The sequence below is a fragment of the Streptomyces sp. NPDC018026 genome, assembly GCF_044327745.1.
Classification (GTDB): Bacteria; Actinomycetota; Actinomycetes; order Streptomycetales; family Streptomycetaceae; genus Streptomyces; species Streptomyces rubrogriseus.
In genome coordinates this window covers 255,153-269,893 of the sequence record NZ_JBIRFY010000009.1, presented here as the reverse complement: position 1 = coordinate 269,893, position 14,741 = coordinate 255,153, and the positions used below count along the sequence as shown (strand labels likewise).

The following is a 14,741-nucleotide window of genomic DNA, read 5'->3' as shown; positions in this document are numbered from 1 at the left end:
ACGCTCCGTAAGATGCTCGGCGTGGTTCGCTGGAGCGAACTGCGGTCTTTGGGGAAGCGATGGGGAGACGCAATGGACGCCGCACAGCAGGAAGCCACCGCAAGAGCGCGGGAACTGCAGCGGAACTGGTACGGGGAGCCGCTGGGGGCGCTCTTCCGCAGGCTTATCGACGATCTCGGTCTCAACCAGGCTCGTCTCGCGGGAGTGCTGGGGCTGTCCGCGCCGATGCTGTCGCAGCTGATGAGCGGCCAGCGGGCGAAGATCGGCAACCCCGCGGTGGTCCAGCGGGTGCAGCTGCTGCAGGACCTGGCGGGGCAGGTCGCCGACGGCAGTGTGAGCGCGGCCGAGGCCACGGAGCGCATGGACGAGATCAAGAAGTCCCAGGGGGGCTCGGTGCTCAGCAACACCACGACGACGACCAGTAGTTCGGGTGCGCCCACGGTCAAGCGGGTGGTCCGGGAGATCCAGTCGCTGTTGCGCTCGGTGGCGGCCGCCGGAGACATCATCGACGCGGCGGACTCCCTCTCCTCCTCGCATCCGGAGCTGGCGGAGTTCCTGCGGGTGTACGGCGCGGGCCGCACTTCGGACGCGGTCGCGCACTACCAGTCCCACCAGAACTGATCCCGTGGGTCCGGTCCGCCGAGGGGGTCGGCGGCCGGGCCCGCGGGAGTGGCGCGACAGGTCCCAGGGGAGGAGCGGCGCACAGCCATGGGTGAGGTCTTCGCGGGCCGGTACGAGCTGGTCGACCCGATCGGCCGGGGCGGGGTGGGTGCCGTCTGGCGTGCCTGGGACCACCGGCGCAGGCGTTATGTGGCCGCGAAGGTGCTCCAGCAGCGGGACGCGCACTCGCTGCTGCGGTTCGTCCGTGAGCAGGCGCTGCGGATCGATCACCCTCATGTGCTCGCCCCCGCGAGCTGGGCGGCCGACGACGACCAGGTGCTGTTCACCATGGACCTGGTCACGGGAGGCTCGCTGGTCCACCTGGTCGGGGACTACGGTCCGCTGCCGCCCGAGTTCGTGTGCACGCTGCTCGACCAGCTCCTGTCGGGCCTGGCGGCGGTGCACGGGGAGGGGGTGGTGCACCGTGACATCAAGCCCGCCAACCTGCTCCTGGAGGCGACGGGGACGGGCCGTCCGCGCCTGAGGCTGTCCGACTTCGGCATCGCGATGCGGCTGGGTGAGCCCCGGCTGACGGAGACCAACCTCGTGGTGGGGACGCCGGGTTATCTCGCGCCGGAGCAGATGATGGGTGCGGAGCCGGACTTCCCCTCGGACCTGTTCGCGGTGGGTCTGGTCGCGCTGTATCTGCTGGAAGGTGCCAAGCCGGACGCCAAGGTGCTCGTCCAGCACTTCGCCGAGCACGGTACGCCGCCCGCGCCGCGCGGGATTCCCGAGCCGCTGTGGCAGGTCGTGGCGACGCTGCTGCAACCGGATCCGTCCGCGAGGTTCCGTACCGCGACGGGGGCGCGCAAGGCGCTGGCCGCGGCGGTGGAGCTGCTGCCGGAGCCCGGTCCCGACGACGAGCTGATCGAGATCTTCGACCAAGTGGGCCCGCTGCCCACGGGGTTCGGGCCCGAGGGCCCGCTCAAGAGGGCCTCCGGTGTGGACGACGTACCGACGGACCCGCGACGCCCTGCGGACACGCCTTCGGGCACGGGTACACCTTCGGGCGCGGCAACGCCTTCGGGGACGGGTACACCTTTGGGCGCGGCAACGCCTTCGGACGCGGCAACGCCTTCGGACGCGGGAACGCCTTCGGGGGCTGGCCCGTCCTCGCCCGCCACTCCGCCGGCGCCCCTGCCGACACCCCCGTGGCAGGGCACGCCCCCGGCCGGTCCGCCGTCCGGCCAGGACTGGCCGTCGCCCGGTGTCCCGATCCCGCCCCCGACGGGCCCGGCCTCGGCGCCCGCGACCCCGCACCTGCCCCCGCCGGGGGCCCCGCCCGCACCGAACGGCGTCCCGTCCGACCAGGACTGGACGCCCTCCGCACCCTCCGGCGAGACCGGCGGTTTCCACCTGCCGCCCCCGCAGCCGACCGTCACCCCGGCGTCGGACGCGGCGGCCGAAACGACGCAACCGCCCGCACCGCACCCGGCGTTCACGGGCGGACCGCCGCACCTGCCGCCGGAGCAGGCCCCCGGCCGGAGCCAGTACCCGGCACCGCACGGGCCGCCGCTCCCCGCCCCGTCCCTCGCGCCGTCCCCGGCGCGGCGTGCCGACGTCCCCACCGCCGCGTACACCGCCCGGAACCCGCGGTCCGACCCTCCCGCCCAGCACCGCGGGGCACGGCGCCGCCGTCGTCCCGGCCCTCCGGCGCGGGTGGCCCTGCCGCTGCTGCTGCTCGCGCTGGCCTGCTACGCCGTGGGCTTCTGGGCGCTGACCCGCATCTGAGCCCGGGGCGCCGGACGGCTGGGGGCGCCTGCCTCGGCTTCTACGGCTGGGGCCTGCGGCGGGCCGTCGCCGTCCACACGGCCAGGCCGAGCAGCAGCAGGCTGCCGGTGCCGATTCCGCCGACGGCGACCGCCTTCATGGCGAGGTCGTCGTCCGCCGCTCCGCCGGCCGGGGCGGCCACCCGGTCCTGCGCGGAGACCTCGAAGAGGCCCTTCGGCCGGGACTCCCCCGCGTATCCGGGGCCGGTCCCCGCCGATCCCCCGAGCCGCAGGCGCAGCGTCAGTGCGAAGGGGCCCTGGCCGAAGTCCTCGGCCACCTGTGCCGCGAGGTGGATCACGACGTAGTAGTCACCGGCGAACCGCAGCGCGCCGACCTGCCCGTCGGTGGTGTACCGGTTGGGGTACGCCACGGGCGGCAGGGAGGCGAGGCCGACCGTGGTCGTCCGCCCGGTGTAGCCCTTGGCCGCGTCGTCCACCTCGCCGCGCACGGGGTTGTGCAGGGCCAGTCGCAGGGCACTGGTGGCATAGCCGGAGGCGTCCGCGGAGCCGGCGAGTTCGGCGGTGGCGTACACCTGGCGGCCCCAGTCGACGGGCACCTTGTAGTAAAGGGTCTCCCCGGGCCGGATGTCGTCGCGCCAGACCCCCTGTCCGACGAGGGTGGCGTGGGCGAATCCGGTGCCGCCCGGCCGGCGTTCCGGCTCGCCCGCGAGGGGGTCGGGCGAGGCGGAGTTCCAGGCCTCGGGGGCCTTCGTCGCGCCGGTCTCGCGCGGGCGGGGCTCGGTGGCGACGGTGAGTTCCAGGTCCCAGTCGTCCGGCGGGGAGTCCTGGGGCCGGGTCCGCTCGACGCCCACGTAGTAGGCGCCGGGGTCCTGGCACCGGTGGGCGGCGGGGTCGATCTCGCGCATGCCCCGGGCGGTGACCGGGCGGGGGCTGCGGGCGGCGCCGAAGGTCGCGCTCTGCACGGAGCACGAGCCGCCGTCGGCGTCCTGCACGGAGACCCGGATGCCGTCGACCGCGGTGACCTCCCCGTTCGCGCCGGGAACGGCGGTGACGGAGACGTAGGCGTCCGAGGCGGCGTCGAGTTCGAGGCGGTAGTAGAGGGTGCCGTTCCTCGGCAGGGAGCTGCGGTACGTGGCGCCCGCCGCCAGCGGTTCGGCGTCCGCCGTGGCACTCGCGCCCGCGATCCGTACGGCGTCGTCGGCGAAGTCGTACCCGGCGGCCGAACCTGCCGACCCGGCCGCCCCTGCCGCCCCGGCCGACCCGGTGGCGAGACCGACCGCGAGTGACGTGGCGCCGGGCAGGGCAGCGGTCGTGGCCAGTACGGCGGCCACCACGGCCACGCGCCCCACCGCGGCACCCCGTCGAGCCGTACACCACCGTCCCATGACCCGCCACCCCTCGCGCTCACCGGCTCTGTCGCCGCCCGCCCCGAGCGGACCGTGCCCCCTCAGGGCAACACAAAACCCCGACCGTTTGACGGCCGGGGTCTGCTCAGGACCGGATGTCGGTCGTACTCACGAACCCGTGGGCACGGAGTCAGTCGCCTCCGTCCACAGATCCTGCTCGGCGCGATCCGCCTGGATCTGGCGGTACACGAGGAGCCCGCCGATGGCGGCCAGTGCGACCAGGAGAAGCTTCTTCACCGCGCGACCTCGTCTTTCCTTGACGTTGGGGACCTTCGGCGCCCGACTATACACACCGGCCGATACCGATCGGTGACCTGCGTCGGCGGTCAACTGCCCGTCGCCGGAGCCCTTTAGAAGCGGACGAACCCATTCTGATCGGAGGGTGATCACACCCTCACATGCGGTGACTTTTGCCCGCCTCCCTCCCGTCTGCGCACCTTTTCCAACGCCTTGCGGCTATTCGGGTGGTGTTCATCTGAACATCGACGCGCCACGGGCGCAGGTCCACCACTTCGCGACGCTCATACACATCATGAGGAAAGTACGCAAATCGCCCAACCCGAAAGTGAGGGGCCATGGCCCGGAACAAGGTCCTGACGCTGTGGACCAGCATCGTCACCGCCTTCCTCGCGCTGTGCACGGCGCTCGGACTCGTCACGACGACGGCCGCCGCGGCCGTACCGCAGACCGGAACGCACAGCAACAGCGAGAGCGCCTCTCCCGAGGCGGCACCCGCGGCCGCGCTTCCCCTGCCCCGGTCCCGAACCGGTTCCCTGCCCCCCACGATGAAGCAGCGCATCCGCGCCGAGGCGCACGGCGCGGCGCCCAGCTGCCGCCATCACCCGCTCGCCGACTCCGCCGCGGCCACGACCGCGGCCACGACCACCGGCCTTCCGTGCGACGACACCGCGGTCGAGTCCCGGGCCCAGCACACCATCCCGCTCCAGCGCTGAGCGGCCCGCGCCACCCCCGACCCTGACGTAACGGCGATCTGCGTACCGCACCACACGCGAGAAACGGCCCGGCCGCTCGACAGAGCAGCCGGGCCGCCGCCGTACCCGGCTCTTCAAGACCTCTTGAGGAGTTGTAGCCTGCGACCGTGCCCAAGGCCTATGAAGTGATCGCCGACGATCTGCGCCGCTCCATCCGGGCGGGTGAGCGGCGGCCCGGCGACCGGCTGCCCTCGGAGGCCGACCTCGCCCACCACTACCGGCGCAGCGTGCCCACCGTGCAGAACGCGCTCCGGCTGCTGAGCGACGAGGGACTGATCGACAAGCGGCACGGCCTCGGCACCTTCGTCCGCCGCCCCCGCACGCCGGCGGTGCGGGACAACCGCCGCCATCAGTGGGAGAAGGACCGGGCCCGCCGACCGCTCGCCACCAGGGCCGAGACCGGCGCCACGGAGCACGACACCGGTCTGCGGGGCGACGACCTGGTCTTCCACGCCGAGTACCGCGAGCTGAAGGCGTCCGGGGAGCTGGCCGAGGCCTTCGGCGTTCCCGAGGGCACCGTGCTGCTCCAACGCACCTTCCGCACCCGGTACTCGGCCGAAACCGCTCCCTTCAGCCTCGTCACCTCCTACCTCGTCCACGACCTGGTCGCGGCCAATCCCGACCTTCTGGACGAGGCCAACGAGCCCTGGCCGGGCGGGACTCAGCACCAGCTGCACACCGTCGGCGTCGAACTGGACCGCGTGGAGGAGCGCTTGACCGCCCGCCCGCCGACGCCGGAGGAGGCAGCGGCCCTGGACCTGCCACCGGGCACGTCGGTGATCCTGCTCCGCAAGACCTCGTACGACACCGGCGGCCGGGTGGTGGACGTCTCCGACGTCACCCTGCCCGGGGACCGCACGGAACTGCTCTTCACGACCCGTCTGGAAAGGTGGTGAGTGCCGTCGTGAACCGGCGCGTCGTCATCGTCACGGCCGTCCACGGCCCCTCCGCCCGCTTCCTCCCCGAGGCCTACGCCTCGCTGTGCGCGCAGGAGCTGCCCGACGGCTGGGAGTGGCGCTGGGTGATCCAGGAGGACGGCCGTACGCAGGACGTCCGGCCGCACGTGCCCGACGATCCGCGGGTCGTGTTCCACCAGGGGCGTCACGGACGGCAGGGCGGGCCGGGGGTGGCGCGCACGATGGCCCTGGCCCACGCGGACGGGGCGTACGTGAAGGTCCTGGACGCCGACGACCGGCTCACTCCGGGCGCCCTGGCCCGCGACCTGGCCGCCCTGGAGGCCGACCCGTCGATCGGGTGGGCGACCTCGCGGGTCCTGGACCTCCTGCCCGACGGTTCGACGGCAGGTTTCCCCGGCGACCCGGCGCACGGGCCGATCGAGCGCGGGCAGGTGCTCGACTTCTGGAGGGCGAACGGCTTCCGGGCCCAGGTCCATCCGGCGACCCTGCTGGTCCGGCGCGACCTGCTGCTCGCCGTCGGCGGCTGGATGGCCCTGCCCGCCTCCGAGGACACCGGCCTGCTGCTGGCGCTCAACTGCGTGAGCCGGGGATGGTTCACCGAGGACGTGGGCCTTCTCTACCGCAAGTGGGAGGGCCAGGAGACCGGCCAGGCGTCCCACGTGGAACCCGCGGAACGCGATGCCCGGATGGCGGTGGTGGAGGCCAGGGCGCGCGCCCTGGCGTCCTTCGGGTGGCGCCTGCCGGAGGGCACCGGCGGCTTCGCCCGCTGAACGGCGGGAGCGCCCGGCGGCAGGGGCACCCGGCGGCGGGAGCACCCGGCGGCAGGAGCACCCCGCGGTCAGGGCAGCCGTTCCGCGTCCGTCCGCGAGAAGACCAGGTCGCTCTCCCCGGTCACCGGCCCGCGCAGCCGCACCGGCGCCCGGGGCGCACCGCTCAGCGCCGGGGGATAGCTCCCGGGCGCGTAGTCGTTGGCCAGCCGGTAGCCGTGGAACCCGGCGTCCCGCATCACCGCGAGCAGGTCGTCGACCCGGTCCCCGAGCCGGGCCATGCGCTCCGGTGCCACCTCGACCGCGATCTCCGCGTCGGGCCGCAGAGCGCCCAGCATCGGCGCGAGACCGCGCACGACACTCCCCTCCGCGCCCTCGACGTCGATCTTGATCACCCGCGCGGTCGCGATCTCCGCCGGGCCGAGGAGCTCGGGCAGCGGCCGGGCCTCGGTCCGGAAGCTCGACTCCACCGGGCCGTCGTACGGGACGACGCTGTTCGCCCCCGTGTTCCGCGAGCTGGCGAGCGCGAAGGTCAGGGTCCTGGTGCGGTCCGAGACGGCGGCGTTGAGCGCGCGGATGTTCCCCAGGCTGTTGAGCCGGGCGTTCCCCACCAGGCGCCGGTGGACGTCCGGGGAGGCCTCGATCGCGACGACCCGGCCCTCGTCGCCGACCAGCCGGGCGGCCAGGACGCTGAAGACGCCGATGTTGGCCCCGACGTCGACGAAGCCGTCCCCCGGGCGCAGCCGGCGCCGCAGCCAGGCGGTCAGGTGCGGCTCCCAGGCACCGAACAGGTACAGGTACCGCTGTATGAGGTCCTGCGTGTCCACGGCGAAGCGACCGCCCGAGGGCAGCTCGACGACGGCCCTGCGGGGATGCTCGCGCAGGCGCGCGTTGAGCCAGCGCGTGGCGAGGGCCGCCTTCCCGAAGGTGCCGGGGCCGTTGCGCACGTACCGCGTCGCGAGTCCGACCAGGGCCTCGGTCACGGCGGCGCCCGGTTCGCCCCGGGTGTTCAGCCCCGGACCTCTTCCGCTTCCGTGCGGGCGATGGTGATCGCGGCGGACGGGCACCCCTCGGCCGCCTCGCGCACCCGCGGAGCGTCGACGTCGTGTTCCCGGCCGGGTATGACGGCACCGAGGCCGCCCACCTGGGTGAAGACGGACGGGGCCCGGTGGACGCAGTCTCCGGAGCCGTAACACTGCTCGGGGTCGACGGAGATCCTCATGCGCACTCCAGCGGCGGTCGGTTTCGGAGCCTTCTCGACCTGCCTGCCCACGGATCGGCGTACTGAACCCGCCCCGCACGCACGCCCGTTGGCCGGCAAGCCGGTTGGCCCGCCCGCCCCGGCCCTCGTAAGATCGTCCGGCAATCCCACATTCGCTCGCGGCCCTTCGATGGCCTGCGACGGTCCGTGACGGCTCGTGAGGCCCCGCGGAGTACTGAGTGCGGGGTGTGGGAGTGCGGAGCTGTGACCGAGGGGGACGGTTTGGGGACCGGCGAGCAACTCGTGACGATCGGGGCCGTGCTGGTCGGCGCGCTGACCACACACGTCACGAACTACCTGATGGAGCGGAGCCGCAACCGCAACCAGCTGCTGACGCGGTGGGACGACAAGAAGGTCGACGCCTACGGGGAGTACGTGGACGCCGCCAAGCTGCGGATCGCCGCGTCCGTGCCGCTGTACGAGGCGCGGGAGGCGTTGCGCGAGACCCACCGCAGCGAGGAGGACCTCCGCGACGACCTCGCGGAGGCGAGCCTGCGCTGGGGGGCGGCCTTCGAGCGGGTCATGCTGCTCGGCGGGGACGACGCCATCGAGTCCGGGCACGAGCTGAACGTGCTGCTCGCCGAGATCGAATGGCAGGCGACCGGCCGGGTCGACGGCAGCCTGGAGGAGTGGCGGGAGCGGCACCGGGCGGCGTTCCGCGCCATCAACGCCTTCCACGAGGCGGCCAGGGCCGATCTCGGCATCCGGGGCCGCGTCACCGGCGAGAAGCACCCGGAGCGCGACCTGCTGGTCCCGCCCGCCCGCGGGTCGTCCACCGGCTCGCCCACCGGTTCGTCCACCGGGGACTGACCCGCGGCGGCTGCCGCTGCCCGTTCACATGTGCGCGTCGGCATGGTTTGGCTCCGGTCCCTCCCCTCGTGGGGACCGGTGCCAAACCATGCCGACGCCGTTTTCGCGTGCGGTACCGGATGGGTTCGAGGAGGGACGGGCTGCCGAAAGCTGACCGAGAACATGCGGCCTCATGGGGTGGCTCTCCAAGTGCTGAGCCGCTGACCTGTCCGGGTGTCGCGGGGCCGCCTCGCCACTGCGACGCGATCCTGCCACCCGAGGTCGCCCCGGAGGAGGTTCCGGTATCCGGAAGCTGCTGTAGCCGCAGGTCAGCCGTATAGAGTGAGTTTTCCGGTCCGGACGTCCAGGTGCGGGGGAAGTAAGGAGTGGAGACCTTGAGTTTCGACTCAGGGGCACGCACGGCCTTCGCAGAACGCCTCGCACTGCTGTACAGGGAGGCCGGCAACCCTCCCCTCAAACGTGTGTCCGAGGCCGTCGTCCGGCTCCAGCGCGTCGACGAACGAGGGCGTCCGGTGCGGGTCTCCGCCCAGCGGATCAGCGACTGGCGGCGGGCCAAGAACGTGCCGGCCCAGTTCCCCGCCCTCGCGGCCGTCCTGCACGTCCTCATACCCCAGGCCCGGCGCGCACGGCCCGTACCGGTCTCCGCCGGTCTGTACGACCTGGTCCAGTGGCAGCGCCTGTGGGAGCGGGCGGTGGCCGACCCGGGCGGTGAACGTCCCGGGGCGGCCGCGGCGGAGGAGCAGACCCCCGCCGAGGCTCCGGCGGCCCTCGGCGGGGTCTGCCCCTACCGGGGCCTGGCCGCCTACCGCAGGCAGGACGCCGACTGGTTCTTCGGGCGGGAGCGGAGCACGCGGGCCCTCCTCGCCCAGCTCGACGCCACGCGGGACACCGGCGGTCTGGTCATGCTGGTCGGCGCCTCCGGGGCAGGGAAGTCCTCCCTTTTGAACGCCGGCCTGGTGCCCGCCCTGCGCACCGGCACGCGGGACGCCGGGGGCGGTCCGCCCGGAAGGGTGCTCCAGCTCGTGCCGGGGGCCGACCCGCTCGGCGAACTGACCCGCCTGGTACCGCAGCTCGCGCCCGTCGTCGTCGCCGTAAGGGAAGCGGCGGACCGGGACCCGGGCTCTCCCGGGACCTGGAACCCGGGCGACCCACAGACGGAGGACGCCGTCAGGGCGGCCTTCGCGGCCTGGGCGGCAACCGCGGAAGCCCCGTCCGGGCACGAGGACCGGGACGGGCGGGAGAGCAGGGGCGGGAACAAGGGACTGGACGGGCAGAGCGGGCCGGAGAGTCAGGACGGTCCGGGCAGACGGAACGGGCTGGACAGGCACCCGCCTGGCCCCGCCGACCCCGCCGACCGTGCCGACCCGGCAAGACAGACCAACCAGGCAGCCTGGGCCGACCGGGCAGGACAAACCGGCCAAACAGAACGGGCCGACGAGGCAGGCCAGGTCAGCCAAACAGAACAAACAGGACGAGAGGGGCAGGAAGACCGGAGCGACCGGGAAGACCGGGGAGACCGGGGAGACCGGGGCGACCAGCGAGGCCAACCGGACCACAGCGGCCGGACCGGTCGGGGCAGCCCCACCAGCCCGGTGCGACAGCTCGGCAGGGCTCCCTCGGACGGCGGGACCCGCCCAGAGGGACCGCCAGGGCAAGCGAGCCGGACCGGCCGGGCGATCCGGACGCACCCGCCGGGCCCGGCACCCTCCGACGGCCGGGAAGACCGCGCGCACCCCGATGCCGCGCTGGCCCCGGCAGCCTCCGACGGCCGGAAAGGCCACGCAGGCCACCCCGATGCCCCCGCCGCTGTCCAGCCCGTCGTCATCGTGGACCAGTTCGAGGAGGTGTTCACGCTCTGCGCCGACGAGGCGGACCGGCGCGTGTTCGTCCAACTGCTTCAGGCCGCCTGCGTGCCCGGCGCCGACGGGGCCCCGCCGCCGGTGCTGGTAACCCTGGGCGTACGCGCCGACTTCTACGACCGGTGCCTGCGGTACCCCGAGCTGGCCGACGCGCTGCAGCACCGGCACATGGTGCTCGGGCCGCTGACCACCGCGGAGCTGCGCGAGGCGGTGACCGCCCCCGCCAGGGCCGTCGGCATGGAGCTGGAACCGGGGCTCGCCGAGCTGATCATCCGCGAGGTGAGCACCGACGGCCCGCGCGGTGGGGGCGCCTCCCACGCCTTCCGGGCCGTGGGGGAGCACGACGCGGGCGTGCTGCCGCTCCTGTCCCACGCCCTGCTCGCCACCTGGCAGCGGCGCAAGGCGGGCCGGCTGACCCTGGCCGGGTACCGCGCGGCCGGCGGCATCCAGGGCGCGGTGGCGGCGACCGCCGAGCGGGCCTGGTCCGGTCTGGACCCGGCGGCCCGCACGGCCGCGCGGCTGCTGCTGCTCAGGCTGATCCGGCTGAGCGAGGACACGCAGGCCACCCGCAGGCGCAGTACCCGACGCCGGCTGGCCGAGGAGTCGAGAGACCCGGGCAAGACCGAGGAGTCCCTCGAGGCGCTGGTGCGGGCCCGCCTGGTGACGCTCGACGCGGACACCGTGGAGATCACCCACGAGGCACTGCTGCACGCCTGGCCCCGGCTGCGCGACTGGATCGACGAGGACCGCGCCGGAAACCTGCTGCGCCAGCGGCTCGAGGAGGACGGCCTGGCCTGGGAGGAGTCGGACCGCGACCCCGCGCTGCTCTACCGGGGCTCCCGGCTGGCGCAGGCCGACGGCTGGGCGAAGTCGGCCGACGACACCTTCCTGACCCGCGGCGCGGTGGAGTTCCTGGCCGCCGCGGTCAGGCTGCGCAGGCGCACCGTCATGGTCAGCCGTGCCGCGGTTTCGGCGCTGGTCGTCCTGGCCCTCCTGGCCGTCGGTTCCGCGGTGCTCGCCTGGCAGCAGCGCAACGACGCCGTGTTCGAGCAGGTGGTCGCCGAAGCGGACCGGGTCCAGGACACCGACCCGTCCCTGTCGGCCCAGCTGGACCTGGCGGCCCACCGCCTGCGGCCGGACGACGAGGACGTCAGGAACCGGCTGATCTCGATCGTGAACGCGCCCCTGGCCACCCCGCTCCTCGGGCACACCGGCGCCGTCTACCTCACCTCCTTCAGCCCCGACGGACGGATCCTGGCGACGGCCAGCTACGACCGCACCGTCCGGCTCTGGGACGTCTCGGACCCCGACCGCCCGAAGCAGCTGGGCAAGCCCCTCACCGGACACACCAGCTGGGTGAGCACCGCGGTCTTCAGTCCGGACGGCCGTACCCTGGCCAGCGCCTCGGACGACGGCACGATCCGGCTCTGGGACGTCACCGACCCCGGCCGCCCGCGACCGCTCGGGGCACCGCTGGCCGGCCGCGGCGGCACCGTCTACCTGCTCGCCTTCAGCCCGGACGGCCACACCCTGGCCTCCGCCCACGACGACCACGCCGTCCGCCTGTGGAACGTGGCCGACCGGCGCGACCCCGAGGCGCTCGACACCCTGGCCGGTTCCACGGAGGCGGTGCGCTCGGTGGCGTTCAGTCCCGACGGGGACACGCTCGCGGCCGGCGGTGACGACGACAAGGTCCGGCTCTGGGACGTGAGCGATCCCCGCCGTCCCGAGCCGGCCGGCGCACCGCTGGCCGGTCACAGCGGCCTGGTGCACTCCGTGGCCTTCAGCCCCGACGGCCGCACCCTGGCCAGCGGCAGCGCCGACGACACCGTCCAGCTCTGGGACGTCACCGACCCGCTCCGGGCGAAGCCCGTCGGCGCACCGCTCACCGGCCACAGCGGTCCCGTCTGGGCGGTGGCGTTCAGCCCCGACGGCGCCATGCTCGCGGTGAGCAGCGCGGACAGCACGGCGAGCCTGTGGAACGTCAGCGACCCGGCCTACCCCTCGCAGGTCGGCGTGCCCCTCGCCGGAGGCAGCGGTGAGATGTACGCCCTCGGCTTCAGCCCCGACGGCCGCACCCTCGCCACCGGCAGCGGCGACAGCAAGGTCCGCCTGTGGTCGCTGCCGACGTCGGACATGATCGGCCGCATCGGGGCCTTCCGTCCGGACGGGCACGTACTGGCCACGGCGGCCCGCGACGGCCGGGTCCGGCTGTGGGACGTGACGGACCCCCGCCGGCCCGTCTCGCTGAGCGCTCCGTTCGAGCCGGGGGACGGCGACATACGGTCGTTGGTGTTCTCCCCGGACGGCGGGACCCTCGCGGTCCTCGTGGGGGGCGGCTCGTTGCAGCTGTGGGACGTCACGGACCCGGCCGGGCCCACCGCCCACGGACCGCCCGTGGCGCTGAGCACCCGCTACGCGGGCCCCGACACGCTGGCGTTCAGCCCGGACGGCCGCACCGTCGCCACGGCCCACGACGACCGCACCATCCAGTTGTGGAACGCCGACGACCCGTCCCATCCCCGTCGCCTGGGCAAGCCGCTCACCGGCCACTCGGGATACGTGAACACGCTGGCGTTCAGCCCGGACGGCCGCACCCTCGCCAGCGGCGGTGCCGACGACGCCGTACGCCTCTGGGACGTCACCGACCCCGCGCACGCCACCCGTCTCGGCGCGGCCCGTACCGGGCACCTCGGGCCCGTCAACGTCCTCGCCTTCGGTCCCGACGGCCGCACCCTGGCCAGCGGCAGCGACGACGGCACGGTCCGGCTCTGGGACGTCACCGAGCCGGGCGAGGCGTCCGGGGCCGGGACCACGCTCGCCGGACACACCGACTCGGTGGTGTCGCTGACGTTCAGCCAGGACGGCGACACGCTGGCCAGCGGCGCCAACGACAACACGGTCCGGCTCTGGAGCGTCACCGATTCCGCCGAGGCGGCCCCCATCGGCCGGGCGATGAGCCCCAACGCCAAGACGGGCAACTTCCTGTCCTTCAGCCCCGTGAGCCACATGCTCGGGGTGTCCAGCGGCACGGACACGGTCCGGCTGTGGAGCCTGGACGTGGACGACGCCATCGACCGCATCTGCTCGGCCACCCGGGGCGTGCTGACCGAGGAGAAGTGGCACGAGTACCTGCCGCGCCTGGACTACGAGCCGCCGTGCCACCAGTGAGGCACCACCACCGCCCACGTGATCCCTGTCACATCACCGGCACCCGACCGACCAGTCGGCACCCACTGGACACCCGGCCTTGTTAGCCTTGGCCACAGCCCGGCCGCTGGCGCATCCCCCGTCGCCAGCGGTCGGGTCTTTTCCTGGACTTGTCCCACCGCGGCGAACGACGGCGAACGCGAAGACCCCCAACCGATACCGGCTGGGGGTCTTGGTGCTGGTGGGGCTAACAGGATTTGAACCTGTGGCCTCATCCTTATCAGGGATGCGCTCTAACCAACTGAGCTATAGCCCCGCCGCGCTCTGCGGTGTATGTCCCGCGCGCTGACTCCTGAAGATTAGCGCACGAGGCGGGCAGTCCCAAAATCGGTTGTCGCGCGGACCGGGGGCCGGGACGGCCCGCGGATCACTCGTCCTCGGCGAGCGTCAGCTCCACACCGCCGACGAAGCCGGCGGACAGGTTGTAGATGAACGCGCCCAGCGTGGCCAGGGCCGTCGCGAGGACGACGTCGATGACCGCGATGATCGTCGTGAACATCAGCACGTTGGGCAGCGACAGGAAGGACTGCAGGTCGAAGCCGTTGGACTCGTTGGAGCCGGTGGCCTCGGAGATCGTGCCGCCGACCGTGGAGAAGACACCCATGGCGTCCATGACCATCCACAGCACGGCGGAGGCGACGATGGTGCAGATGCCCAGCGCGATGGAGAGCAGGAAGCTGACCTTCATCACCGACCACGGGTCCGCCTTCGACACGCGCAGGCGCGCCTTGCGGACGCGGGGCGTGGTGCGGGCGCCGGTGCGCGGGCGGCGCACGGCGGACGCGTTGCCGCCGTGGGTCTGATTACCGCCGTGGGTCGGATTGCCGCCCTGGGTCTGGTAGGCCTGCGGCGGGTGGTAGGGCCCGCCGGGCTGCTGGGGCTGCCGCTCTCCCGGCAGCGGCGAGGCCGCCTGCTGAGTCCGCTGGCCTCGGGTGTCCGTCACAGTTCCCCCCTGGGATCCATGCGTTGAGGACGAGCTCCCCGAGTGCGAGTCGGTCGCTCCGTCGTCGATCTTGCGCAGTTGAGTCGTGTGCGAATCCGTCGCACGCGCGGCTGAGCCACGGCCGCCGCCGCCCGTTTCCGTACCCGTGGGGGTACCGGCCGATCCGGCGCCCGTGGCTCCGCTCAC

Annotated in this window: 12 protein-coding genes and 1 tRNA gene; 7 read left to right on the top strand and 6 right to left on the bottom strand. The window is 73.5% G+C overall.

The window, feature by feature from the left end; genetic code table 11:
• Positions 1 to 72 precede the first annotated feature (72 nt).
• Both ACH4D3_RS27315 and ACH4D3_RS27310 read left to right on the top strand, forming a co-directional pair.
• Complete coding sequence (locus ACH4D3_RS27315; RefSeq protein WP_104636363.1) at positions 73 to 621, top strand: DNA-binding protein; 549 nt, start codon at positions 73 to 75, stop codon at positions 619 to 621.
• An 87-nt stretch (positions 622 to 708) separates the two neighbouring features.
• Positions 709 to 2,391, top strand: coding sequence for a protein kinase (locus tag ACH4D3_RS27310; protein ID WP_398326969.1), 1,683 nt, complete (start codon positions 709 to 711; stop codon positions 2,389 to 2,391).
• A gap of 40 nt (positions 2,392 to 2,431) precedes the next feature.
• Here ACH4D3_RS27310 and ACH4D3_RS27305 read toward each other — a convergent pair whose 3' ends face one another.
• Together ACH4D3_RS27305 and ACH4D3_RS27300 are read right to left on the bottom strand one after the other, a co-directional pair.
• A complete protein-coding gene (locus tag ACH4D3_RS27305) occupies positions 2,432 to 3,775 on the bottom strand; it encodes a hypothetical protein (protein WP_398326966.1) in 1,344 nt (447 codons plus the stop codon).
• A 129-nt stretch (positions 3,776 to 3,904) separates the two neighbouring features.
• Positions 3,905 to 4,033 (bottom strand): DLW-39 family protein, encoded by a 129-nt coding sequence (locus ACH4D3_RS27300; protein WP_003999697.1) that lies wholly within the window; start codon positions 4,031 to 4,033, stop codon positions 3,905 to 3,907.
• A gap of 338 nt (positions 4,034 to 4,371) precedes the next feature.
• Between ACH4D3_RS27300 and ACH4D3_RS27295 the strand changes: the two genes are divergently transcribed.
• The 3 genes from ACH4D3_RS27295 (at position 4,372) to ACH4D3_RS27285 (ending at position 6,475) form a co-directional block, all read left to right on the top strand.
• Entirely contained in the window at positions 4,372 to 4,749 is a 378-nt protein-coding gene (locus tag ACH4D3_RS27295; protein WP_398326963.1) for a DUF6344 domain-containing protein, read from the top strand.
• 146 nt (positions 4,750 to 4,895) lie between these two features.
• On the top strand, positions 4,896 to 5,684 hold the full coding sequence (locus ACH4D3_RS27290; protein ID WP_398326960.1) for a GntR family transcriptional regulator: 789 nt from the start codon (positions 4,896 to 4,898) through the stop codon (positions 5,682 to 5,684).
• Positions 5,681 to 6,475, top strand: a complete 795-nt coding sequence (locus tag ACH4D3_RS27285; protein WP_398326957.1) for a glycosyltransferase family 2 protein — start codon at positions 5,681 to 5,683, stop codon at positions 6,473 to 6,475. The genes ACH4D3_RS27290 and ACH4D3_RS27285 overlap by 4 nt, the downstream gene beginning before the upstream one ends.
• A 68-nt stretch (positions 6,476 to 6,543) precedes the next feature.
• Here ACH4D3_RS27285 and ACH4D3_RS27280 read toward each other — a convergent pair whose 3' ends face one another.
• On the bottom strand, positions 6,544 to 7,419 hold the full coding sequence (locus ACH4D3_RS27280) for an FkbM family methyltransferase (RefSeq protein WP_398327084.1): 876 nt from the start codon (positions 7,417 to 7,419) through the stop codon (positions 6,544 to 6,546).
• A 62-nt stretch (positions 7,420 to 7,481) separates the two neighbouring features.
• Entirely contained in the window at positions 7,482 to 7,694 is a 213-nt protein-coding gene (locus ACH4D3_RS27275) for a ferredoxin (protein WP_003975067.1), read from the bottom strand.
• A 282-nt stretch (positions 7,695 to 7,976) separates the two neighbouring features.
• On the opposite strand from ACH4D3_RS27275, the gene ACH4D3_RS27270 reads away from it, so the two are divergent.
• Entirely contained in the window at positions 7,977 to 8,543 is a 567-nt protein-coding gene (locus ACH4D3_RS27270; RefSeq protein WP_398327082.1) for a hypothetical protein, read from the top strand.
• Between the two features lie 374 nt (positions 8,544 to 8,917).
• Complete coding sequence (locus ACH4D3_RS27265; protein ID WP_398326954.1) at positions 8,918 to 13,573, top strand: hypothetical protein; 4,656 nt, start codon at positions 8,918 to 8,920, stop codon at positions 13,571 to 13,573.
• Positions 13,574 to 13,791: 218 nt separating this feature from the next.
• On the opposite strand, the gene ACH4D3_RS27260 is transcribed toward ACH4D3_RS27265, so the two are convergent.
• Positions 13,792 to 13,868, bottom strand: a tRNA-Ile gene (locus ACH4D3_RS27260).
• A gap of 111 nt (positions 13,869 to 13,979) precedes the next feature.
• A complete protein-coding gene (locus ACH4D3_RS27255) occupies positions 13,980 to 14,741 on the bottom strand; it encodes a DUF3566 domain-containing protein (RefSeq protein WP_398326951.1) in 762 nt (253 codons plus the stop codon).

Excerpts from the sequence above, each read along its gene's own strand:
- ACH4D3_RS27310 (WP_398326969.1), top strand. The coding sequence starts at position 709 with ATGGGTGAGGTCTTCGCGGGCCGGTACGAGCTGGTCGACCCGATCGGC.
- ACH4D3_RS27315 (WP_104636363.1), top strand. The coding sequence starts at position 73 with ATGGACGCCGCACAGCAGGAAGCCACCGCAAGAGCGCGGGAACTGCAG.
- ACH4D3_RS27305 (WP_398326966.1), bottom strand. The coding sequence starts at position 3,775 with ATGGGACGGTGGTGTACGGCTCGACGGGGTGCCGCGGTGGGGCGCGTG.
- ACH4D3_RS27275 (WP_003975067.1), bottom strand. The coding sequence starts at position 7,694 with ATGAGGATCTCCGTCGACCCCGAGCAGTGTTACGGCTCCGGAGACTGC.
- ACH4D3_RS27295 (WP_398326963.1), top strand. The coding sequence starts at position 4,372 with ATGGCCCGGAACAAGGTCCTGACGCTGTGGACCAGCATCGTCACCGCC.